The 21,540-nt window shown below is 60.3% G+C and carries 17 protein-coding genes; 15 read left to right on the top strand and 2 right to left on the bottom strand.

The genetic code is table 11. The features are described from left to right. Positions 1-269: 269 nt before the first annotated feature. From guaD to IE111_RS05470, 5 genes are all read left to right on the top strand, one after another. Entirely contained in the window at positions 270-1,580 is a 1,311-nt protein-coding gene (gene guaD / locus IE111_RS05490; protein WP_189607485.1) for a guanine deaminase, read from the top strand. 127 nt (positions 1,581-1,707) lie between these two features. Beyond that, entirely contained in the window at positions 1,708-2,622 is a 915-nt protein-coding gene (puuE, locus tag IE111_RS05485; protein WP_189607484.1) for an allantoinase PuuE, read from the top strand. 18 nt (positions 2,623-2,640) lie between these two features. After that, on the top strand, positions 2,641-3,156 hold the full coding sequence (gene uraD, locus IE111_RS05480) for a 2-oxo-4-hydroxy-4-carboxy-5-ureidoimidazoline decarboxylase (protein WP_189607483.1): 516 nt from the start codon (positions 2,641-2,643) through the stop codon (positions 3,154-3,156). Positions 3,157-3,160: 4 nt separating this feature from the next. Next, entirely contained in the window at positions 3,161-3,676 is a 516-nt protein-coding gene (locus IE111_RS05475; RefSeq protein ID WP_229805239.1) for an ureidoglycolate lyase, read from the top strand. 162 nt (positions 3,677-3,838) lie between these two features. Then, positions 3,839-5,182, top strand: coding sequence for an NCS2 family permease (locus tag IE111_RS05470; protein WP_229805260.1), 1,344 nt, complete (start codon positions 3,839-3,841; stop codon positions 5,180-5,182). A 48-nt stretch (positions 5,183-5,230) separates the two neighbouring features. On the opposite strand, the gene IE111_RS05465 is transcribed toward IE111_RS05470, so the two are convergent. Continuing rightward, positions 5,231-5,890 (bottom strand): TetR family transcriptional regulator C-terminal domain-containing protein, encoded by a 660-nt coding sequence (locus IE111_RS05465; RefSeq protein WP_189607482.1) that lies wholly within the window; start codon positions 5,888-5,890, stop codon positions 5,231-5,233. 381 nt (positions 5,891-6,271) lie between these two features. Here IE111_RS05465 and uraH point away from each other — a divergent pair, with 381 nt between their 5' ends. Continuing rightward, positions 6,272-6,619, top strand: coding sequence for a hydroxyisourate hydrolase (uraH, locus tag IE111_RS05460; RefSeq protein WP_189607481.1), 348 nt, complete (start codon positions 6,272-6,274; stop codon positions 6,617-6,619). Positions 6,620-6,813: 194 nt separating this feature from the next. Further along, the gene (locus IE111_RS05455; RefSeq protein ID WP_189607480.1) at positions 6,814-8,115 is read left to right on the top strand and encodes a urate hydroxylase PuuD; all 1,302 of its coding nucleotides are present in this window, start codon (positions 6,814-6,816) and stop codon (positions 8,113-8,115) included. Positions 8,116-8,143: 28 nt separating this feature from the next. Here IE111_RS05455 and IE111_RS05450 read toward each other — a convergent pair whose 3' ends face one another. Next, positions 8,144-9,322: an aminotransferase class I/II-fold pyridoxal phosphate-dependent enzyme gene (locus IE111_RS05450; protein ID WP_189607479.1), complete on the bottom strand. Its 1,179-nt coding sequence runs from the start codon at positions 9,320-9,322 to the stop codon at positions 8,144-8,146. A gap of 85 nt (positions 9,323-9,407) precedes the next feature. Between IE111_RS05450 and gluQRS the strand changes: the two genes are divergently transcribed. The 8 genes from gluQRS (at position 9,408) to folK (ending at position 21,531) form a co-directional block, all read left to right on the top strand. Then, positions 9,408-10,271 (top strand): tRNA glutamyl-Q(34) synthetase GluQRS, encoded by an 864-nt coding sequence (gene gluQRS / locus IE111_RS05445; protein ID WP_189607478.1) that lies wholly within the window; start codon positions 9,408-9,410, stop codon positions 10,269-10,271. A gap of 88 nt (positions 10,272-10,359) precedes the next feature. Further along, positions 10,360-11,991 carry a sensor histidine kinase gene (locus IE111_RS05440; RefSeq protein WP_189607477.1) on the top strand — a complete coding sequence of 544 codons (1,632 nt, stop codon included), beginning with the start codon at positions 10,360-10,362 and terminating at the stop codon, positions 11,989-11,991. After that, positions 11,988-13,526, top strand: a complete 1,539-nt coding sequence (locus tag IE111_RS05435) for a response regulator (RefSeq protein WP_189607476.1) — start codon at positions 11,988-11,990, stop codon at positions 13,524-13,526. Before IE111_RS05440 ends, IE111_RS05435 begins: the two co-directional genes overlap by 4 nt. A gap of 417 nt (positions 13,527-13,943) precedes the next feature. Beyond that, complete coding sequence (locus IE111_RS05430) at positions 13,944-14,111, top strand: hypothetical protein (RefSeq protein WP_189607475.1); 168 nt, start codon at positions 13,944-13,946, stop codon at positions 14,109-14,111. Continuing rightward, a complete protein-coding gene (locus IE111_RS05425; RefSeq protein WP_229805238.1) occupies positions 14,108-17,059 on the top strand; it encodes a sensor histidine kinase in 2,952 nt (983 codons plus the stop codon). The genes IE111_RS05430 and IE111_RS05425 overlap by 4 nt, the downstream gene beginning before the upstream one ends. Before the next feature lie 124 nt (positions 17,060-17,183). Further along, the gene (locus IE111_RS05420) at positions 17,184-18,629 is read left to right on the top strand and encodes a sigma-54-dependent transcriptional regulator (protein WP_189607474.1); all 1,446 of its coding nucleotides are present in this window, start codon (positions 17,184-17,186) and stop codon (positions 18,627-18,629) included. A 1,079-nt stretch (positions 18,630-19,708) separates the two neighbouring features. Beyond that, positions 19,709-21,052, top strand: a complete 1,344-nt coding sequence (pcnB, locus tag IE111_RS05415) for a polynucleotide adenylyltransferase PcnB (protein ID WP_189607473.1) — start codon at positions 19,709-19,711, stop codon at positions 21,050-21,052. Next, positions 21,049-21,531 (top strand): 2-amino-4-hydroxy-6-hydroxymethyldihydropteridine diphosphokinase, encoded by a 483-nt coding sequence (gene folK, locus IE111_RS05410; protein ID WP_189607644.1) that lies wholly within the window; start codon positions 21,049-21,051, stop codon positions 21,529-21,531. Before pcnB ends, folK begins: the two co-directional genes overlap by 4 nt. Positions 21,532-21,540 lie beyond the last annotated feature (9 nt).

Here is a 21,540-nt window from a genome sequence, read left to right as displayed (position 1 = left end):
CCTTGAACCTCCAACGGCAGATATCGCCTAGGGCTCTTCTGCCCTACACAAACCGATACAATCGGTGAGCGCGGAGTTATTGGCACCGAAGACAGTGCCGGGGGTGGGGGTATTACCCACCAGGGATGTCGGCAGCCAGGACGGCTGCCGTCAAGCCCCCATGGATGGGTTCATGGCGACCCTGGTGGGTAGTACCCCCACCCCCGGTACGGATTCCTGGCACCAAAAGCCCAGGCACCCAGATAAACCGACAACAAACGAGCAATACAATGTCATCGAATGTGAAAGCGTGGCGCGCCTCAATAGTCCATAGCCTGGCCGACCCGGCCGAGGTTGGGCTGGACGCGTCCTACGAATATCTGGCCGACGGCCTGCTGGTCACCGAAAACGACCGCATTACCGGTCTCGGTTACGCTCGCGACCTTCTGCCGACCTTGCCGGAGGACGCGGAGATCGTCGAATGCCCGAACAGCTTGATCACGCCGGGCTTTATCGACACCCACATCCACTTTCCGCAGACCGACATGATTGCCTCCTATGGCGAACAACTGCTCGACTGGCTGAACAACTACACCTTCCCGGCGGAAAAACGGTTTGCCGAATCGCACCACGCCGACCAGGTGGCCGACACCTTCCTGAACGAGTTGTTGCGCAACGGCACGACAACGGCGCTCGTATTCGGAACCGTTCACAAAGCCTCCGTCGATGCCTTCTTCAAGGCGGCCGAGCAACGCAACCTGCGCATGATTTGCGGCAAGGTGATGATGGACCGCAACGCGCCGGACTACCTGACCGACACCGCAGAGTCGTCCTACGACGACAGCCGCGAGCTGATCGAACGCTGGCACAACAAGGGCCGGCTGCATTACGCTGTCACACCCCGATTCGCGCCGACCAGTTCACCGGAACAACTGAACGCCGCTGCCCGGCTACTGGGTGAATACCCCGACCTTTACCTGCATACCCACTTGTCCGAAAACTCGCAAGAGTGCGAGTGGGTGCAGGCTCTTTTTCCGGACAGCAAGAACTACCTGGACGCTTACGACCAACACAACCTGCTCACCGAACGCTCCGTGTTCGCTCACGGTATTCATCTGTGCGACCAGGAATTCAAGCGCCTGCACGACACCGGTTCCGCCATCGCCTTTTGCCCGACGTCGAACTTCTTCCTGGGCAGTGGCCTGTTCAATCTGCCGAAGGCCGAGGAACATAAAGTGAATGTAGGTCTCGGCACTGATGTCGGCGCCGGCACCAGTTTTTCATTGCTGCAGACGTTGAACGAAGCGTACAAGGCCATGCAGTTGCAGGGTGCCAAGCTGCATCCGCTGAAGTCGTTGTATCTGGCGACGCTGGGTGGTGCGAAAGCCTTGCGTCTGGACGATCGAATCGGGTCGTTGGCCGTGGGCAAAGAAGCCGATTTTGTGGTGCTGGATTGTGAATCGACACCCTTGATGAAGCACCGGATGCAGTATGCCGAGACGCTGGATGAGAAACTGTTTGTGTTGATGATGCTCGGCGATGACCGGGCGGTTCGCTACACCATCTCGGCCGGAAACGTCGTGCATGACCGAGACATGTAGGGTGGGCACCGCCCACCAACCGAATTAAACCGAACCACCGGTATACAACACAGACAATCGATCATAAACAGCTTGGGTCAGTATTAACGGTGGGCAGTGCCCACCCTACAGAAGACGAGGATTCACCATGCGTGACAACAACTATCCAAGAGACCTGATCGGCTACGGCGCCCGCCCGCCCCAACCGAATTGGCCGGGCAACGCCCGCATCGCGCTTTCTTTTGTGCTTAATTACGAAGAAGGCGGTGAACGCAATATCCTGCACGGTGACCCCGAATCCGAAGCCTTTCTCTCCGAGATGGTCTCCGCCCAGCCGTTGCCCAACAAACGCAACATGAGCATGGAATCCCTCTACGAGTATGGCAGCCGCGCCGGAGTCTGGCGATTGCTCGAGCTGTTCGACAAACACCAGATTCCGCTCACCATCTTCGCTGTCGCCATGGCCGCCGAACGCCATCCGGACGTGATCAAAACCATGCACGCAGCCGGTCACGAGATTTGCAGTCATGGGTATCGCTGGATCGACTATCAGGACATGGATCCGGAAGAGGAACGCGAGCATCTGAACAAAGCGATCCGCATCCTCACCGACATCACCGGCGAACGTCCGCTCGGCTGGTACACCGGCCGCAACAGCCCAAACACCCAAAGGCTTGTGATGGAAGAAGGCGGTTTCCTCTATGATTCGGACAGCTACGCCGATGACCTGCCCTACTGGGTCGAGGGCCCGAAGAAGCCCCATCTGGTGATCCCCTACACGCTCGATACCAACGACATGCGTTTTACCCAGGTGCAGGGCTTTAACAGTGGCGAGCAGTTTTACCAGTACCTGAAAGACGCCTTCGACACCCTGTACGAGGAAGGCGAAACCGCACCGAAAATGCTCTCAATCGGTATGCACTGCCGGTTGCTGGGCCGCCCGGCCCGCATTCGCGCGTTGAAACGCTTTCTGGAATACGTTCAAAGCCATGAACACGTCTGGTTCGCTCGCCGCGTCGACATTGCCCGGCACTGGTACGAGCATCATTACCCAACGACCTGATCCCCGAGGAGCACACCGATGAGTTGGTTCCAAACCGTCACACCGTCCCAACTGGGTCGCGAAGACTTCATCCAAACCTTCGCCGACATATACGAACATTCGCCCTGGGTCGCCGAACGAACCTATGACGGCGGCATCGACGCCAACTGCGACCACATCGAAACCCTGCACGCGTTGATGGCCAAAGTTCTGCTCAACGCCGAACGCGATGAACAGCTGGCACTGATCAACGCCCACCCGGACCTGGCCGGAAAAGCGGCGGTCCAGGGCGAACTGACGCAAGCCAGTACCAGCGAACAGGCCGGTGCGGGCATCAGCCAATGCACACCGGAAGAGTTCGAACGCTTCACCTCGCTCAATAAAGCCTACAAGGACAAATTTGGTTTTCCTTTCATCATGGCGGTCAAAGGCAGTAACCGGCACGCCATCCTGGCCTCGTTCGAAGAGCGTATTCACAACGATCCGGCCGACGAATTCGACCGGGCGCTGGCCGAGATCAACAAGATCGCCCTGTTCCGTTTACAGAAGATGTGAGGCCATGACCATGCAGATTAACCTTCAACCGCAACCATTGACCCGGGACAATTTCAAAGCCTTCGGCGACGTCATCGAAACGGCCGACCGCGATTATTTCATGATCAACGACGGCAATACCCGGCGTTATCACCGCCTGGCCGAGGTCGATACCGGACCGGCCGATGGCAAGCCGATCATCAATATCTTTCGCAGCGGCGCCTACGACTACCCGTTTCGCATCCGCATGCTCGAACGCCATCCGCACGGCAGCCAGGCGTTTATTCCGCTGCACGGCGAACCCTTCCTGATCGTCGTCGCCCCTCGGGCCGACCGGCCCGACCCGAACGCGATTCAAGCCTTCATCGCCCGGGGAGACCAGGGCGTCAATTACCACCGTGCGACCTGGCACCATCCGGTGCTGGCCCTGAAAGACCAGGATGAATTCCTGGTGGTCGATCGGGCCGGTGATTTACCCAACTGTGACGAGCATTTTTTCCCCGAAGACCTCCAAATCACTCTGCAACCAGCCAATACCTGACGTATCGAGAGACAATACCCGATTGAATTGCGCTTCCGTGTCATTCGACTTACAGTGATATTGACCGATCGGTCAAACAAGCCTCGATTTAGGGGCCACCCGGTCTTCCGGGTGGCGCACTACAAAAACAACAACACCTGAGGAGCCGCTACCGTGGATTCACTGGACACCACTCATGCCACCTCTGCACCATCCCGTTCCGACTCAAACACCGGTCTGATCGACCGCTTCTTCAAACTCAGCCTGCACGGTACCAGCGTCAAGACGGAAGTCATCGCCGGTATCACGACCTTCTACACCATGGCGTACATCATTTTCGTCAACCCGAACATGATGGCCTCGACCGGCATGGACCACGGCGCCGCCTTCGTGGCCACCTGCCTGGGCTCGGCGCTGGCCTGCATGATCATGGGGCTCTACGCCAACTGGCCGGTCGGGCTCGCACCCGGCATGGGTTTGAACGCCTTTTTCACCTACACCGTCGTCGGTGACATGGGCTACGCCTGGGAAGTCGCGCTGGGCGCCGTTTTCCTGTCCGGCGTGCTGTTCATGATCATGAGCTTCACCCGTATCCGCGAGTGGATCCTCAACAGCATACCGGCCAGCCTGCGCTACGCCATGGGCGCCGGGGTGGGGCTGTTCCTCGGGTTCATCGGATTGAAAGAAGCCGGCATCGTGGTGGCCAGCCCCGCGACCCTGGTCACCGTCGGCGACTTCACCAGCCCCGGCGTCGTACTCGCCGCGCTCTGCTTTATCATGATCGCCGTGCTGTCCTACTTCCGGGTCTTCGCCGCCATCCTGCTCAGCATTCTCGTCGTCACCGCCATCGGCGGCGCCTTCGGACTGGTCCAGTTCAATGGCATGGTGGCCATGCCGCCGAGCATCGCACCGACACTGATGGCCCTCGACATCGCCGGTGCGTTCGATGTCGGCATGATCAGCGTCATCCTCGCCTTCCTCTTCGTCAACATGTTCGACACCGCCGGCACCCTGATGGGCGTCGCCCACCGTGCCCACCTGGTCAACGAAAACGGCCGCATCGAAAACCTCTCCCAGGCCCTGAAAGCCGACAGCAGCTCCAGCGTCGTCGGCGCCTTCATGGGATGTCCACCGGTGACCAGCTACGTCGAAAGCGCCTCCGGTGTCGCCGCCGGCGGCCGAACCGGACTGACCGCCATCGTCGTCGGCGCCCTCTTCCTGCTCGCCCTCTTCTTCGCCCCGCTGGCCGGCATGATCCCCGCCTACGCCACCGCCGGCGCTTTGATCTACGTCGCGATGCTGATGATGGGCGGAATGGCGAACATCAACTGGAAGGAAAACACCGACGCCATCCCCGCCATCGTCACCGTCGTGATGATGCCACTGACATTCTCGATCGCCGAAGGGATCGCGCTGGGCTTTTTAACCTACGCGTTCTTGAAAGTGTTTACCGGGCAGTACAAGCAGGTATCGGTTGCGTTGTATGTGTTGAGCGTGTTGTTTATCGCGAAGTATATTTTTCTGTAACTTATAAAAGTAGGGCAGAAGAGCCGAAGGCGTTATCTGCCCTACCGATTACACAGTCCGCGTTTTCGGTTTTGGAGCTGCACGGCTTTCCGGCGGTTCCAAACCACAGCCCCGCAAAATCAACGCACTGACCTCATCGCCGATACGCTGAATATCCTCCGGCTCATACTCCTTGCGGTTCAACAACGTCAACACCTGAGCTTCGAAATCCGCATAATGCTGCGTCGTCGCCCAGATCATAAAAATCAACTGTAACGGATCCACCGACCGCATTTTACCGGCCTCAATCCAGGCCCGAATCACATCCGCCCGCTGTCGCACCCAGGGCCGCAACTCCTGGCGCAAATAATCACCGTGATGCGGCGCCCCCTGCAGAATCTCCATCGCAAAAATCCGCGACCGGCGCGGATTACTCACACTCTGCTGCAACTTATGTCGAATAAACCGATCCAACACCTCCGCCGGATCATCCTCCTCCGTCGCGTGCTCGAACACATCGTTCCACGTTCGCGTAATCCGACCCAGCACCTCCCGATACAACGCCTCCTTGGTCGAGTAGTAATACACCACATTCGCCTTCGGCACCCCCGCCGCCCGGGCGATATCCTGAAAGCTCGTCCCGCCGAAACCGTTCAGACTGAACGCCTCCTCAGCCGCATCCAGAATTCTTGCCTGAACCTCGGCGCGATTTTTTTCTCGTTTACTCATTACTCTTCCTAACTCACTTCAGGATTCTGGATCGAAAACACATTTATTACATCGAGCATGAAAAAGGGAACTGTGAAATATAAAGGGGCAACGAACCGAGCACCCTGGGGCCGGGTAAGACACTCCAGGGAAGTGGGCAGCATGGATGCTGCCGTCTAGCCTACATGGACGTATTCACGGCGACCCGGGAGGGTCTTACCCGGCTCCAGGGTGCGGACCATCACCACAAAACCCTAACCGACCGGTTCAAATTGTAACGCAAAAACCTCACAGGATGCTTGTATTGCACCCAGACCTGCCCTACCATAAAAACTAACCGATCGGTCAAACTTAACAATAAACAGACACCTTCGAACGTGTAAACACGAGAGTGCAATCACCATGACTACCAAAAGCCCCATCACCACCCACGTGCTGGACACCGTCACCGGTCGCCCGGCCGCCGGCCTGAACGTCACCCTCTCACGGCAAACCGGTGGCGACTGGACCCAAATCGCCCAGGGCACCACCAACAGCGACGGCCGCATCACCGACTGGCTCAGCGGACAATCCCGGGAAAAAGGCACCTACAAAGTCGACTTCGACACCGGTGCCTGGTTCGAATCCCAACAACGGCCTAAGTTCTACCCCCAGGTCAGCATCGTCTTCGCCATCGAACAACCGGACGAGCACTATCACATCCCCTTACTTCTGAGCGATCACGGATACACCACCTATCGCGGCAGTTAATATCGACCTTTTTTTATTGAGTTTGGTAAAGGCTAGCGACAGTTGGCGGGTGTGTTCCTGGAAGGGGCATCTGAGACAGGATGTCGAAGTTAAGCGCCCATGGATGGGTTCACAGCGGCCCCTGGAAGGAACACACCCGCCAACCGTCGCGGGTTCAACCCTCAGGTTTTAAACTTTCACCGAGGATAACAACAATGACATTGGCTTATTTTATGGACTGGCTGCAGATGTTTTTCCGCTGGTTCCATGTGATCGCGGGCATCGCCTGGATCGGTGCGTCTTTTTACTTCATCTGGCTCGACAACAACCTCGAAGAGCCACCGCAATGGAAAAAAGACAAAGGCATCAAAGGCGACCTCTGGGCCATCCACGGCGGCGGTTATTATGAAGTCGCCAAATACGCCCTGGGTCCCGAAGAGTCCCCCAAACACCTGCACTGGTTCAAATGGGAAGCCTACACCACCTGGCTCACCGGCATGGTCCTGATGATCCTCATCTACTACGTCGGCGCCCAGATCTACCTCATCGACACCACCAAATTCGCCTTCAGCACCGGCCAGGCCATCGTCCTGTCCCTGTTCTCCCTGGCCGCCGGCATGGCCGTCTACGAAGGCCTGCTGCGCACACCACTGCGCCACAACGGCCTCGCCTTCGGGCTCGTCCTCGCCGTCCTGCTGACCTTCTTCGCCTGGGTCATGTCCGCCCTGTTCTCCGGGCGCGGCGCCTACATCCAGGTCGGCGCCATGATCGGCACCATCATGGCCGCCAACGTCCTGCTCGGCATCATGCCCGCCCAGCGCGCCCTGGTGAACGCCGTCGAAAACGGCGAAGAACCGGATCCGGAACCCGCCAAGCTCGCCAAGCTGCGTTCCACCCACAACAACTACCTGACCCTGCCGGTCATCTTCATCATGCTCAGCAACCACTATCCGATGACCTACGGTCACGAATGGAACTGGGCCGTACTCGCCGCCATCGGCTGCATCAGCGCCTACGCACGGCATTTCTTCAACCTGCGCCACCAGGGTAAGGTCCAGCCGATGATCCTGGCCACGTCTCTGCTCGCCCTTGCCGTACTGGCCTGGCTGATGACTCCGTCACCGCGTCCGACCGTCGAATCCGCCAGCGCACCGGTTGAGCAAACCACGGATCAAACAGCTTCGGCGGAAGCGTCAGCAGCAGAGGAAGGTGGCGGCACTTCGGACAGCAGCGACTCAGTCGTCGCCGCCAGCGCGGACCCTAACGAATCGCAACGCGCCCACATGGACGAAATCCTCGAAACCCGATGCGCCACCTGCCACGCGCAACAACCGTCAGACACCATGTTCAACAGCCCACCGGCCGGTTTGATTCTGAACGACACAACCAGGGCGTTACCACTGGCCGACCGGGTATTGAACACCCTGCGCACCGGTTACATGCCCCTGGCCAACCGCAGTGGCATGACGGACGAAGAACGAGCCGACCTGATCGCCTGGCTGGAGGCCAATAAATAGCCCCTTCAAGACTGTCGGCGCTTCCCGTTCAGGATTGTCTCAGATAGGGATACTTGGCCAGGAAGTCGCCGATACGCTCGACGGCTTCGGCCAGGACGGGGATGTCGGCGGTGTAGGCGAAGCGGACCGCCGTGTGCTCGGTAGCACCGCCAAAATCGATGCCCGGCGTGACCGCGACGCCGGTTTCCTCCAGCAGTGCCTGACACCAGAGCGCCGCATCGTCGCAGACGCCGGAGACATCGGCGTACAGGTAGAAGGCGCCATCCGGTCGGGCGAGCAGGGGCAGCCCGAGTAATTCCAGTTCCGGTGCCAGGAAATCCCGGCGTTGCCTGAGGATATCCCGACGCGCGAAACACTCGGTTTCCACCGAGGGTTCAAACGCCTTCAGCGCAGCTACCTGAGCCACCGCCGGAGCGGACAGGTAGAGGTTCTGCGCCAGACGGGCAATCGCCGTCTGGGCACCCTCCGGCACCACCAACCAACCCAGCCGCCAGCCGGTCATGCCGTAAAACTTGGAAAAACTCTGCGTCACCCAGGCCCCGTCGTCGATTTCCAGAGCCGAGGGCGGCAGCGCTTCGGTAAAGGTCAGGCCGTGATAAATTTCATCGGCGAACAGCGCCAGATCGTGACGTCGGCAGAAGTTCGACGCCTGCTGCCATTCCTCGGCGGTTAACACCTGACCCGTGGGATTACACGGCGACGCGAGCAGCACACCTTGAGCGGCATCGCTGTAGGCCGCCTCAAGCGCGGTTTGCGACAGACGCAGACCGTCGTCGGCCAGCGGCACCGACACCGGCACGCCATTGATGACTTCCAGGAAATTTCGATTGCACGGGTAGCCCGGTTCCGGCAGCAGTACCTGCCGGCCGGGGTCGATGGTCGCGGCGAACGCCAGCAGCAAGGCGCTGGACCCGCCGGGCGTCACCACGATTCGATCTGGCGCCAGGTCCAGCCCGTGCCAGCGCCGATAGCGGTCGGCAATGGCCTCCCGCAGGGCCGGAATGCCGGTAGCCGCCGTATATCCGGTGTGTCCGTCGCCGAGCGCTCGCTGCCCGGCCCGGACGATGGCGTCCGGCGTGCCGAAATCCGGTTCGCCCACGTATAAACCGATCACCGACCGGCCCTCGGCCTCGAGCGCTTTGGCACGAGCCAGAATCTCCATGACGTGGAAAGGTTGAATGCGCTGAGTACGGGCGGCCAGTTTCATGGGCGTTCCTGTGGCTGGGCTTGAGGCCGGGCATAATGCAAAATGTGGGTTTGTTTGTGAAGCTGTCGGTGATAAAACCCTGACCATGTCTCAATACCCAGCCTACATCGGTCGATTCGCGCCCTCGCCCACCGGGCCGCTGCACCACGGTTCCCTGCTCGCCGCCGTTATCAGTTATCTGGATGCGCGCAAGCACCAGGGGCGCTGGCTGGTCCGCATCGAGGACCTGGACCCGCCGCGTGAACAACCGGGCGCCGCAGCATCCATTCTGCACAGCCTGGAAGCACACGGTCTGCACTGGGATGGGGAAGTTCGCTATCAAAGCGAACGTGGCGACGCTTTCGAGGCCGCTCTTGCCCGGCTGGCGGACAAAGGCCGGCTGTTCTGGTGCCAATGCAGCCGCAAGCAACTCGGTGGCCAACCCGTCTATCCGGGCACCTGCCACGCCTACGACCGGCCCCGGCCCGATTGCGCCATTCGCTTTCGGGTGCCGGACCGGGAAGATCGCTTCGACGATCTGTTGCAAGGCTGGCAGTCCGCCCACCTGGGCCGGGACTATGGCGATGTCGTTGTCAAACGCCGCGACGGCCCCTATGCCTACCAACTGGCGGTGACCGTCGACGATCTGGATCAGGGCATCACCGATGTCATCCGGGGCATCGACCTGCAATCCTCCACCTTCTGGCAACGCGCCCTGTTCGATGCCCTCGATGCCGAACCACCCCGCTACGGGCATTTCCCGGTGCTGATCGGACCGGACGGCCAGAAATTGAGCAAACAGAACCGGGCGCCGGCGATCGACGACACACGGCCGAGTCACAACCTGCACCAGGTCTTACGCTTTCTCGATCTCGATGTGGCCGAGGACCGACCCGACATCATGCTGGCACAGGCGGTGAATGCCTGGTCACGGGCGACGTTAATGAGCCGGGACGCCATTATCCCCTGATTTTAATCGGTCAAACGCCGTTAAACTGGCGAAGACCCGATGTCGGGTTTAGGCTTGAAGGAATGTAAAGACAGCCGACACACTCGCTATGCCCAGGTTCAACGCCTATCTTGCCAGACGCCTCTTGGTGGCCATTTTCATCGGTGTCGCGTTCGCGCTGCTGGCAACCGTTTTCATGCAGTACACCACCCTGACCCGCACCATGGAGGGGATGCGCGACCGGAACGTCGACGCCTCGCTGAGCAACATGATGCCGCTGATCAGCGAATCCATGTGGGCGTTCGATATCGACAGCGTGATCCGTGCCGCCGAAGCCCTGTTGCGCGACCCCTACATCTCCGGTGTCGCCGTTCGCTCGGTCGAGGGCGAGATCAGCCTGCAACTCGGAGACCTGAAGGACATCCCCCGGGAACGACTGCAACCGACTGATCAGCGACGGGAAGTCATGGACCAGGATTCGCTGATGCTGGCCACGCCCGTCAACCACATCTTCAACGAGGAACAGACCAACATCGGCTGGATTTACCTGCGCAGCGACAATCGCCTGATCAGCGATCAGGTCCGGCTGGTTCTCGGTGGCGTGCTGATCTCGGCGTTCGTCGCGCTGATTTTATTGCTGGCCGTGCTGTACGGCGTGGTCCAGCGACTGGTGGCCGAACCGATTCAGCGTTTCTCGGACTACGTCGACCGCATTGCCCCGGACGACTTTTCGCAGTGGACCGAATACCGCGACCCGCGTCTGGAACGGCGCGAAGACGAAGTCGGCCGACTCTACCAGGCCTTCAAGCGCCAGCACCACACACTGATAGAACGCGACAAGGCCCTGCAGGAACATCGCAACACCCTGGAACAGACGGTCGAGCAACGCACCCTGGAGTTACAGGAGAGCAACACAGAGCTGTCCGAATCACTGGAGAAACTCAAGATCGCCCAGCAGGAACTGCTGCAAAGCGAAAAACTGGCCTCGCTCGGCAACCTGGTCAGCGGCGTCGCCCATGAAGTGAACACGCCGCTTGGCATTTCCATTACCGCCGCCAGCCACCTGACCTCGGAAGTGCGGCTCGTGAACCGGGCCCTGAACAACAACAGCCTGAAGAAATCCGACCTTGAGCGATTCCTGGACGAATGCGGGGAAACCAGTGATCTGCTGTCCAGCAACCTCGACCGGGCCGCCCGCCTGATCAGTTCCTTCAAACAGGTTGCCGTGGACCAGACCAGCGAGGAAAAGCGTCGCATCAATCTCAAGAGCTATGTCGACGAAATCCTCGCCAGCCTGCGGCCGAAGTACAAGCACACCCCCGTTGAGGTCACCAACGCCATCGATCCGGAAGTCGAACTCATGCTCACCCCCGGCGCCCTGTCCCAGGTGATCACCAACCTGATCATCAATTCCCTGCTGCACGGCTTCGACGATGGCCAAGCGGCCGGCTCCATCCGCCTCGGGTCCGCGCAAGGCACCGACAGTACGATCCTGCTCACCTACGAAGACAACGGTCGGGGCATGAGCGAGGAAACCCTGAAACACATATTCGATCCTTTCTACACCACCCGACGCTCGAGCGGGGGTAGCGGACTGGGCATGAACATCGTCTTCAACCTGGTCACCGGAAAACTGGGTGGACGCATACAGGTGGACAGCCCGCCGCATCAGGGCTGCCACATCACGATACGACTGCCGCTGACCGAACCCGTGACCGAACCCCTGGAACCACAGACATGAGTGACGAACTGATTTTCGCCGACGAACAGGACAGTCGCGCCGAGCAACAGACACAGATCCCCTGGAAGATCCTGATCGTCGACGACGACGAGGAAGTGCACACCATCACCAAACTGGCCCTGCGCAACTTTCAGTTCGACGGCCGCCCTCTCGTCTTCCTGCACAGTCACAGTGCGCAGGAAGGGCTGGACATGATCCGCAAACACCCGGATGTCGCGCTGTGCCTGCTCGATGTCGTCATGGAAAGCGACCACGCCGGTCTCGACATGGTGCCGAAGATCCGCGACGAACTGCGCAACACCTTTGTGCGCATCGTCCTGCGCACCGGACAGCCCGGCCAGGCGCCGGAAGAAACCATCATCGCCGACTACGACATCAACGACTACAAGGAAAAAACCGAGCTGACCCGCGGAAAACTGCATACCCTGCTCTACTCCTGCCTGCGCAGCTACCGCGACATCCTGGCTTTGGAACGCAACCGGCAGGGGCTGGAGCGTATCCTGCTCGCCTCCACCCAACTGCAACAGAAAACCTTCGTCCAGGACTTCGCCCGGGGCATTCTCGAACAGATCTCCGCCATCCTCGCGCCCGACGAAGACGCCCTCTACGCCCAATGCGAAGGCGTCGCCGCGCACGAAGAATCCGGCCGGCTCACCGTCGTCGCCGGCACCGGAACCTACCAACACGACATCGGCAAGGCCGTCACCGACCTGTTACCGGACAGCGCCCACGCCTTTATCGCCGGCGTCGAAACCGGTTTTCACGCCCAACACCTCGACAGCGGCTATTTCTGTCTCTACCGCTCCAGCGAACTGCATCTGAGCCTGCTCTACCTGAAAGGCCTCACCGCGCGCAACGCCATGGAGAAGCACCTGCTCGAAGTGTTCTGCCAGAACGCCCTCACCGCTTTCGAGAATCTCTCGCTGCGCACCGAACTCGAAGACAGCCAGCGCGAAATCGTCTTCATCCTCGGCGACGCCGTCGAACACCGCTCACGCGAAACCGGCCAACACCTGCGCCGCGTCGCCGAAATCAGCTACATCCTCGCCAAAGCGAGCGGTCTCAGCCAACACCAGGCCGTCCTTATCCGCGAAGCCGCCCCGCTGCACGACCTCGGTAAAATCGCCATCCCCGACGCCGTCCTCAACAAACCCGGACCGCTCGACCCCGATGAATGGGCCATCATGCAGACCCACGCCCAACACGGCTACGACATGCTCCACCAGTCCGACAAACCCATCCTATGCACCGGTGCGCAAATCGCCCTCGACCACCACGAACGCTGGGACGGCAAAGGCTATCCCAACGGACTTGCCGGCACCGACATCAGCCTGGCCGGGCGCATCACCGCCATCGCCGACGTCTTCGACGCCCTCAGCAGTCGCCGTTGTTACAAGGACGCCTGGTCGCTGGATCAAGTGAAAGCCTTGTTCCAGAAAGAACGCGGCGCGCACTTCGATCCCGATCTTGTGGATTTGTTGATGGAGCGGTGGGATGAGATTGCGGACATCAAGGCGCAGTTTCCGGATCGGTAAGGGTAGGTTAACGAGTAGGTCGAATTAGACCCGAAGGGTCGTAATCCGACATTAAGCGAATACCTTATTGCCGGATCCTTGCTCACGGCCTGAATTGTTGGATTACGATCCTTCGGATCTAATCCAACCTACTCATCACTATTCAGCCTTCTCTGGTGGGCGGTGCCCACCCTACGGAGTCCAGGGGCATAGTTGCGAGTGCCCGGTGGCGGGGGAGGTCTCCAGGGGGAGTCGGCGGCATGGATGCCGCCGTCTAGCCTACATGGATGTATTTACGGCGACCCCTGGAGACCTCCCCCGCCACCGGGCGCGGACCCAGGCACAATTCCAATCAACGAACCACGGGCACAAACCAAAACCTTACCAAAGCCGCTAACACACAGTAACATGACGCCCGCATTGTAACCCGACCCAACCATGTCCCTGTCGCTACTGCTTAAACTGCTGATCATGCCGGTCTACCTCCTGTTACCGTTCACCCTCGAACTGAACGGCAGTCCGACCGCTTGGATCCTCCCGTTCCTCATCTGGGCCACCCTCATCCTCATCAACGGCCTGGCGGAATACCTGAGGAGCAAGCGATGATGGTGTTCAACTGGGAATGGTTGCTGGCCGCCGGCCTCGGCTACCTGTTTCTCCTGTTCCTGACCGCCTATCTGGCCGAAAAGGACTGGATGCCCAAGGCCCTGCTCAAGCACCCGCTGGTCTATATCCTGTCCATCGGCGTCTACTGCAGTGCCTGGGCCTTTTACGGCAGCGTCGGCATGGCCTACGAATTCGGCTACGGCTACCTCGCCTATTACGTCGGCGTCTCCATCGCCTTGCTGTTCTCCGCCGTCATCCTGAGGCCCGTTCTCGACCTCGCACGCAGCTACCAACTGGCCTCACTGGCCGATCTGTTCGCCTTCCGCTATCGCAGTCGCTGGGCCGGTCTGCTCACCACCGTCGGCGTCCTGTTGGCCATGCTGCCGTTGCTGGCCTTGCAGATTCAGGCGATCACCGACGCCATCACCTTGCTCGACCCCAACACCCGCGCCTGGCTGGTCGCGCTGCTGATCTGCGCCATCCTGCTGCTGTTTTCCGTGCTGTTCGGCGCCCGCGACGTCGCGCCCACCGAACAACACCCCGGCCTGATCTTCGCCCTGGCTTTCGAATCGCTGTTCAAGCTGGTGGCGTTGCTCATCCTGGGCGGCGCGGCGCTGATCGAGGTCTTCGGCGGCTGGCCGGAGCTGAACCAGCTCACCATCCCGTTGCCGGAACACCTGACCGAGGCCACGCCCGATTTGATGCCGGTGCAGTGGTTTTCCCTGCTGCTGATGTTTCTCTCCGCGCCGCTGGTTCTGCCGCATCTGTTCCAACTGCTGTTCCGGGAAAACACCGAGCTGCCGCGTCTGCGACTCGCCTCCTGGGCCGTACCGATCTACCTGTTGCTGATGGCGTTGCCGGTCATGCCCATCCTCTGGGCCGGTTTGTCGCTCGGCAGCACCGTGCCGCCGGAATATTTCAGCCTGGGGCTGGGTATGGCGCTCAACAAACCCTGGATGGTCTGGCTCGCCTTTCTGGGCGGTCTGTCCGCCGCCGCCGGCATCACTGTCCTGGCCTCCATCGCCCTGGCCAGCATGGGGCTGAACCACCTGGTGCTGCCGTTCTACAAGCCGCGCTTCGATGCCGACGTCTACCGCTGGCTGCTCTGGGTCCGACGCGTCCTGATCGGTGTGGTGATTGGCCTGTCCTATTGCCTGTACCTCTTTTTGAATCAGGTACAGAACCTGTCGTCGCTCGGCATCACCGCCTTTACCGGCCTGCTGCAGTTGCTGCCGGGCATTCTCGGCCTGCTGTTCTGGTCCGGCGCCAACCGCAAGGGTTACATCGCCGGGTTCCTGGTGGGGCTCGGCGTCTGGGCGACCAGCCTGCTGATTCCGATGCTGGCCGACAGCTTCAAGCTCGGTTATCGCCTGCCGCTGCAGTTCGCGCTGAACCGTGACCAGTGGTCGATGACCACCCTGCTGTCACTCGGTCTGAACACCCTGGTGTTCATCCTGGTGTCGGTGTTCACCCGCACCAGCCGGGAAGAACAGGAAGCCGCCCAGACCTGTGTCATCACCTCCGTCGACCGGCGCCACCGCCTGCCGTTGAAGGCGCGCAATGCCGGCGAGTTCATCGAAGCACTGAGTCGCCCGCTCGGCCGCATCATGGCCGAACGCGAGGTCAAACGGGCGCTGAAATCCCTCGGTTTCCCGGTCGGCGAATACCGGCCGTACGCCCTGCGCCGGTTGCGCGACACCATCGAGGCCAATCTGTCCGGCCTGATGGGCCCCAGCGTGGCCCAGGCCCTGGTGCAACGGTACCTGCCGTACGACCGGCAGGAGTCGATCGACCGCGATGACATCCACTTCTTCGAACAGCGCCTGGACGGCTACCACCACCAGCTGACCGGCATGGCCGCCGAACTCGACCGGTTACGCCGACACCACCGGGAGACGCTCTACAACCTGCCGATCGGCGTCTGTTCGCTGGCCAGCGACGGTGAAATACTGCTGTGGAACCGCGTCATGGCCGAAATGACGGGCATCAGCGAGGAGGAGGCCATCGGCGCCCGACTGGATTCACTGCCGGCCAACTGGTACGACCTGCTCGACAGCTTCCTCAAGGGCACGTCCAACAAAATGACGGTGGAACAACCGAATACCGAAGGCCACGGCAAGCGCTGGTTCAGTCTGCACCGCAACCAACAACCGGTGCGCGGCGAAACACCGGCCGAAGGCCATGTCATCCTGCTCGAGGACGAAACCGAACATAAAATGCTGGAGTCCGAGCTGGTTCATTCGGAGCGGTTGGCATCCATCGGCCGGCTGGCGGCGGGTGTGGCCCACGAAATCGGCAACCCCATCACCGGCATCGATTGCCTGGCGCAAGACCTCAAATACGTCTCCGCCCCCAACGAACAGCAGGAAATCGCCGACCAGATCCGGGAACAGACCAACCGTGTCACGAAAATTGTACGCTCGTTGGTCAATTTTGCGCACGCAGGCCAGGAAGACGGTAAAAACGACCACCAGCCCTGGCCGCTGCGACAGGTGGTTCAGGACGCCATCGACCTGCTGTCACTCTCGCGCAACGCCAACCCGGTCATCTTCGTCAACGACGTCGGCGAGGACCTGGTGCTGCTGTGCGAGCCGCAGCGCCTGAGCCAGGTGTTCATCAACCTGCTCGGCAACGCCCGCGACGCCAGTCCGGCCAACGAAATCGTCCGCATCAAAGCGACCGCCGAGGGCGAAAGCGCCCTGGTCGAGGTCATCGATCGGGGCAGCGGTATCAACCCGGCCGATATCGATCACATCTTCGACCCCTTCTTCACCACCAAGGAAGTCGGCAAGGGCACCGGGCTGGGGCTGTTCCTGGCCTACACCATCGTGGAAGAGCACTACGGCCACATCACGGTGGAAAGTCCTGCGTTCACTCAGGAGGGCATTGGCACTCGTTTCTTAATTCGGTTACCCTTGCACACCCTGTTACCTGAGGTAACATCGTAGGTGTGCGTGAGTGTCCGCCGTTGGCGAGCGCCACGACGCAGTGACGGGGTTCCGGCCCCGAGCCAAGACGTAAACCCAACACCGATGCGCCCCCATGCGGACGCTGCGGTGACGGAGGCGATCCATGAGTGACATTCTCGTTGTTGAAGACGAAAGCATCATCCGCTCCGCTCTGAAACGACTGCTCGAACGACATCAATACACTGTCACCGAAGCCGAATCTGTTACCGAAGCCAGCCAGCACGAACTCAACCGTTTCGACCTCATCATCACCGACCTGCGCCTGCCCGGGGCTCCCGGCACCGAACTGATCGACATGGCCAAGGGCATACCGGTGCTGATCATGACCAGTTACGCCAGCATGCGCTCCGCCGTGGACGCCATGAAAATGGGCGCGGTCGACTACATCGCCAAACCCTTCGATCACGAGGAAATGGTTCGTACCGTCGGTCGCATCGTGGACGCTCAGCGCAAACAGAAAGTCCGCATCGAAGGGGACGACACCGAGGAAGGCGACGAACACCAGCCGCATTCAACCCTGGGTGACCTGGTGGGCAGCTGCGAAGCCATGCAACGTCTCTACCGTCGCATCAAGCGGGTCGCCCCGGCGGATGTGACCGTCCTGATTCACGGTGAATCCGGTACCGGCAAGGAACTGGCCGCTCGCGCCATCCATCAGCTCAGCCCGCGCCACGACCAGGCCCTGGTCAGCGTCAACTGCGCCGCCATTCCCGAGAGCCTGATCGAATCCGAACTCTTCGGCCATGAAAAAGGCGCCTTCACCGGCGCCACCGCCACCCGTCAGGGTCTGGTGGAAGCGGCCGAGGGCGGCACCCTCTTCCTCGACGAGATCGGCGAACTGCCGATGGAAGCCCAGGCCCGTCTGCTGCGTGTACTGCAGGAAAACGAAGTGCGCCGCGTCGGCTCCGTCCACGCCCGCACCGTCGATGTCCGCCTGATCGCCGCGACCCACCGCAATCTGAAACAACTGGTGAAAGAAGGCCGCTTCCGCGAAGACTTGTACTATCGCCTGCAGGTCATCGAAGTCACCCTGCCGCCGCTACGCGAACGCGGCCAGGACGTCATTGAAATCGCCGAACACCTGCTCGCCAAGCATTCCCGCCGCCTGAAAATGGAACACCCCGTCGTGCTGACCAAAACCGCCCGCAAGGCGCTGGTGAAGTACGACTGGCCGGGGAACGTGCGCGAGCTGGAGAACGCCATTCAGCGTTCGCTGATCCTCTGCGACAACGGCGAAATCGGCACCGAGGAACTCGGCGTCGACCAGGGTGACTGGCAAATTCCGGACACCCTGGTCAACCAGGACACCGACACCCCCGAATCCCGAGCCGCCAACGGCAGTAACAACACCGCACCCGACACCGACGAACTCTCCCTCGAAGATTACTTCCAGCACTTCGTCCTCGAACACCAGGACAGCATGTCCGAAACCGAACTGGCCCAGAAACTCGGCATCAGCCGAAAATGCCTCTGGGAACGCCGCCAGCGACTCGGCATCCCCCGCCCCAAGAAAAACGCCAACGGCAGCACCGCAAACGCCACCCAATAAACCTCACGGCTGGCGGGTAGGTTGGATCGGCCGACGCTTCGGTCGGTCCGCAGGTTCCTAATCAAACATCCCCCCGGCCTCTCCCGTGGTTATCGGACAATCCCGCTGTTGGCAGGCAGAACCAAACAGTCGCGCACAACCGACACCGGGGAACCGGCCCAAACGACCGGTCCAACCCACTCAGAACCCGATAACAGACGTTGTTACCGCTAACCGCACATTCGCCGGTAACACTTATTCTGCCGTCGTAACACCGTCATTCCCCGCCAGCCCCAACCTGTTACGTAACAAACCCCAAACATTCGTAACAAGCCTGACACCTTAGGTAACAAGAGCCCGTTTACCAACTGTTTACAGATTAACCACACCTTTATAACTTATTGTTTTTAAAGGATTTTCTATTTCTGGCACACCACCTGCAATCATAAGCGCGCAATGCAGGAACGGCCCTCAACAAAAACAACAACGGGCCACTAAAAAAGCACCCCCGCCCAAAAACAAAAACAAGGGGGTAGCATCACCAAAACCGGGCAATGTATTGAAGAATAAAAAGAACAAGAAGAAGAACAATAACAACAAGAAAAAAAGCAACTAAATAAAAAGCGCAATAACAAACAACAAGAAGAATAAGCCCACATTCCTGTAGTCATGCTGCTAAGAGCCGGCCCCGAGCCGGCTTGCTCGTCTTTAACCTCCCAGTTTTCCCGCTTTGCCCCTCTCGCTTGTACCTCCAATGGGTTTTTTACACCCAAGCCGGATTACGCCTGCGGCTACCGAGACCGGGGTGCCGAACCAGACGTACCATTCCGACCTACGAACTATGTATGTGATTGATGGCTTTGTACCGGTGCTACCACGAATGGCTAGTGTGGGCGGCCAGGGGGTGCTTTGGAAGGGACATCTGAGGCATGGATGCCGAAGCTAAGCGCCCATGGATGGGTTCACAGCGGTCCCCGGAAGAGACTCTCCTGGCAGTCCACACGGGTTAAGCCACAGGTCATACCCCACGAACGTAGAGAATCCGAGCCTCTTCCGCTAAACTGCGCGCTTTCGAACCAAAGCGAGACACAACAATCACCATGGTAGTGGAATGGATCAAACGCTGGTTACCCCAGAGAGCGAACGGCTCCGCTCTGGTATCCATCCCTCGGGACAAACACAGCATCTCCCGTAAGGACATCAGCCACAACGCCCTCAAGGTCCTCTATCGCCTGCAAAACGCCGGCTACGAAGGCTACCTGGTCGGCGGCTGCGTACGGGACCTGCAACTCGGCCTGAAACCCAAGGACTTCGACGTCGCCACTGACGCCACCCCCGAACAAGTCCGCAAACTGTTCAGCAACTCCCGGCTGATCGGCCGCCGCTTCCGCATTGTCCACGTCACCTTTGGCCGCGAAATCATCGAAGTCACCACCTTCCGTGGACGCGCCGACGACGGCGAAGCCGACCCCAACCAGCAAAAACAGTCCGACGAAGGGTTGCTGCTGCGCGACAACGTCTACGGCAGCCTCGAAGAAGACGCCGAACGGCGCGACTTCACCGTCAACGCCCTGTACTACACCCCCAAGGATTTCAGCCTCCAGGCCTACGGCACCGGTCTGACCGACCTCGATAACCGCATCCTGCGCATCATCGGCGACCCGGAAACCCGCTACCGCGAAGACCCGGTCCGCATGATGCGAGCCCTGCGCTTCGCCGCCAAACTGGATTTCGACATCGACCCGGCCACCTGTAACTGCATCCCCGAGCTGGCCCCCCTGCTCAGCCACGTGGCTCCGGCACGCCTGTTCGACGAAGTGCTGAAAATGCTCATGTCCGGGCACGGCCTGTCCACCTGGCGGAAGATGCGCGAATACAACCTGGTCGAACCCCTGTTCCCCGAAACCTTCGCCGCGCTCAAGATCGACAGCGACCGCTACTTCGAAGGCTTTATCGAACAGGCTTTGATCAACACCGACGACCGCATCAACCGGGGCAAACCGGTCACCCCCGCCTTCCTCTACGCCGCCCTGCTCTGGCCGGCCGTGCGCGAGGACGCCGAACACCGCATCGACATGGGTACGCCCGAACAGCCGGCCTGGCAGCAGGCCATGTCCCAGGTCGTCAGCAACCAGGTCCGCAGCATCGCCATCCCCAAGCGCTTCTCCATCCCCATGAAGGAGATCTGGGAACTGCAATTGCGCCTGCCCAAGCGGACGCCCAAACGCGCCGAACAACTGCTCGGCCACCCGCGCTTCCGTGCCGCCTACGACTTCCTGCTGCTGCGCGACAGCGCCGGCGAGAAGCTCGGCGACCTGGCCCAATGGTGGACCGACTACCAGGAACAAAACCCCGACAAACGCGCCACCATGGCCAAGGATGCCAGCCCCAAACGACCAAGACGACGCCGTCGCCGGCGCGCACCCACCGAGGACCAACCGTGACCCGGGCCTACATCGCGCTCGGCAGTAACCTCGGAGTCCCCGAAGACCACCTGAGCGGAGCCCTCGATGCCATCGACGGGCTCCCCGACACCACCCTGGAACAGACTTCTCGCTGGTACCGCACTGCCCCCATCGGCGGCCCGCCCGACCAGCCCGACTTTCTCAACGCCGTCTGCCAAATCGATACCCGGCTCGCCCCTTACGATCTGTTGCACGCCCTACAGCGCATTGAACAGGATTTTGGTCGAGTACGCCTCGAACGCTGGGGACCGCGCACACTCGACCTCGACATCATCCTCTACGGCGACCGGATCCAGAACGACCCCGAACTCACCCTGCCGCATCCCCGGGCCCAAGAGCGAGCGTTCGTGCTGGTGCCATTGGCCGACCTCGATCCGACGGCGGCCATTCAGGGAAAGCCCGTCACAGATTGGTTCTCCAAGGTAGCTGACCAGGCCATCACCCCCATTATTGCCTGAACCTCAAAA

The sequence above is a fragment of the Saccharospirillum salsuginis genome, assembly GCF_014651855.1.
Classification (GTDB): Bacteria; Pseudomonadota; Gammaproteobacteria; order Pseudomonadales; family Natronospirillaceae; genus Saccharospirillum; species Saccharospirillum salsuginis.
The sequence above is the reverse complement of the archived record's forward strand: the minus strand, read 5'-3'. Positions and strand labels throughout refer to the sequence as shown.

Bases quoted from the DNA above. Each gene is read 5' to 3' on its own strand.
- guaD (WP_189607485.1), top strand. From the start codon at position 270: ATGTCATCGAATGTGAAAGCGTGGCGCGCCTCAATAGTCCATAGCCTG.
- puuE (WP_189607484.1), top strand. From the start codon at position 1,708: ATGCGTGACAACAACTATCCAAGAGACCTGATCGGCTACGGCGCCCGC.
- uraD (WP_189607483.1), top strand. From the start codon at position 2,641: ATGAGTTGGTTCCAAACCGTCACACCGTCCCAACTGGGTCGCGAAGAC.
- IE111_RS05475 (WP_229805239.1), top strand. From the start codon at position 3,161: ATGACCATGCAGATTAACCTTCAACCGCAACCATTGACCCGGGACAAT.
- IE111_RS05465 (WP_189607482.1), bottom strand. From the start codon at position 5,890: ATGAGTAAACGAGAAAAAAATCGCGCCGAGGTTCAGGCAAGAATTCTG.
- uraH (WP_189607481.1), top strand. From the start codon at position 6,272: ATGACTACCAAAAGCCCCATCACCACCCACGTGCTGGACACCGTCACC.
- IE111_RS05455 (WP_189607480.1), top strand. From the start codon at position 6,814: ATGACATTGGCTTATTTTATGGACTGGCTGCAGATGTTTTTCCGCTGG.
- IE111_RS05450 (WP_189607479.1), bottom strand. From the start codon at position 9,322: ATGAAACTGGCCGCCCGTACTCAGCGCATTCAACCTTTCCACGTCATG.
- gluQRS (WP_189607478.1), top strand. From the start codon at position 9,408: ATGTCTCAATACCCAGCCTACATCGGTCGATTCGCGCCCTCGCCCACC.
- IE111_RS05440 (WP_189607477.1), top strand. From the start codon at position 10,360: ATGCCCAGGTTCAACGCCTATCTTGCCAGACGCCTCTTGGTGGCCATT.
- IE111_RS05435 (WP_189607476.1), top strand. From the start codon at position 11,988: ATGAGTGACGAACTGATTTTCGCCGACGAACAGGACAGTCGCGCCGAG.
- IE111_RS05430 (WP_189607475.1), top strand. From the start codon at position 13,944: ATGTCCCTGTCGCTACTGCTTAAACTGCTGATCATGCCGGTCTACCTC.
- IE111_RS05425 (WP_229805238.1), top strand. From the start codon at position 14,108: ATGATGGTGTTCAACTGGGAATGGTTGCTGGCCGCCGGCCTCGGCTAC.
- IE111_RS05420 (WP_189607474.1), top strand. From the start codon at position 17,184: ATGAGTGACATTCTCGTTGTTGAAGACGAAAGCATCATCCGCTCCGCT.
- pcnB (WP_189607473.1), top strand. From the start codon at position 19,709: ATGGTAGTGGAATGGATCAAACGCTGGTTACCCCAGAGAGCGAACGGC.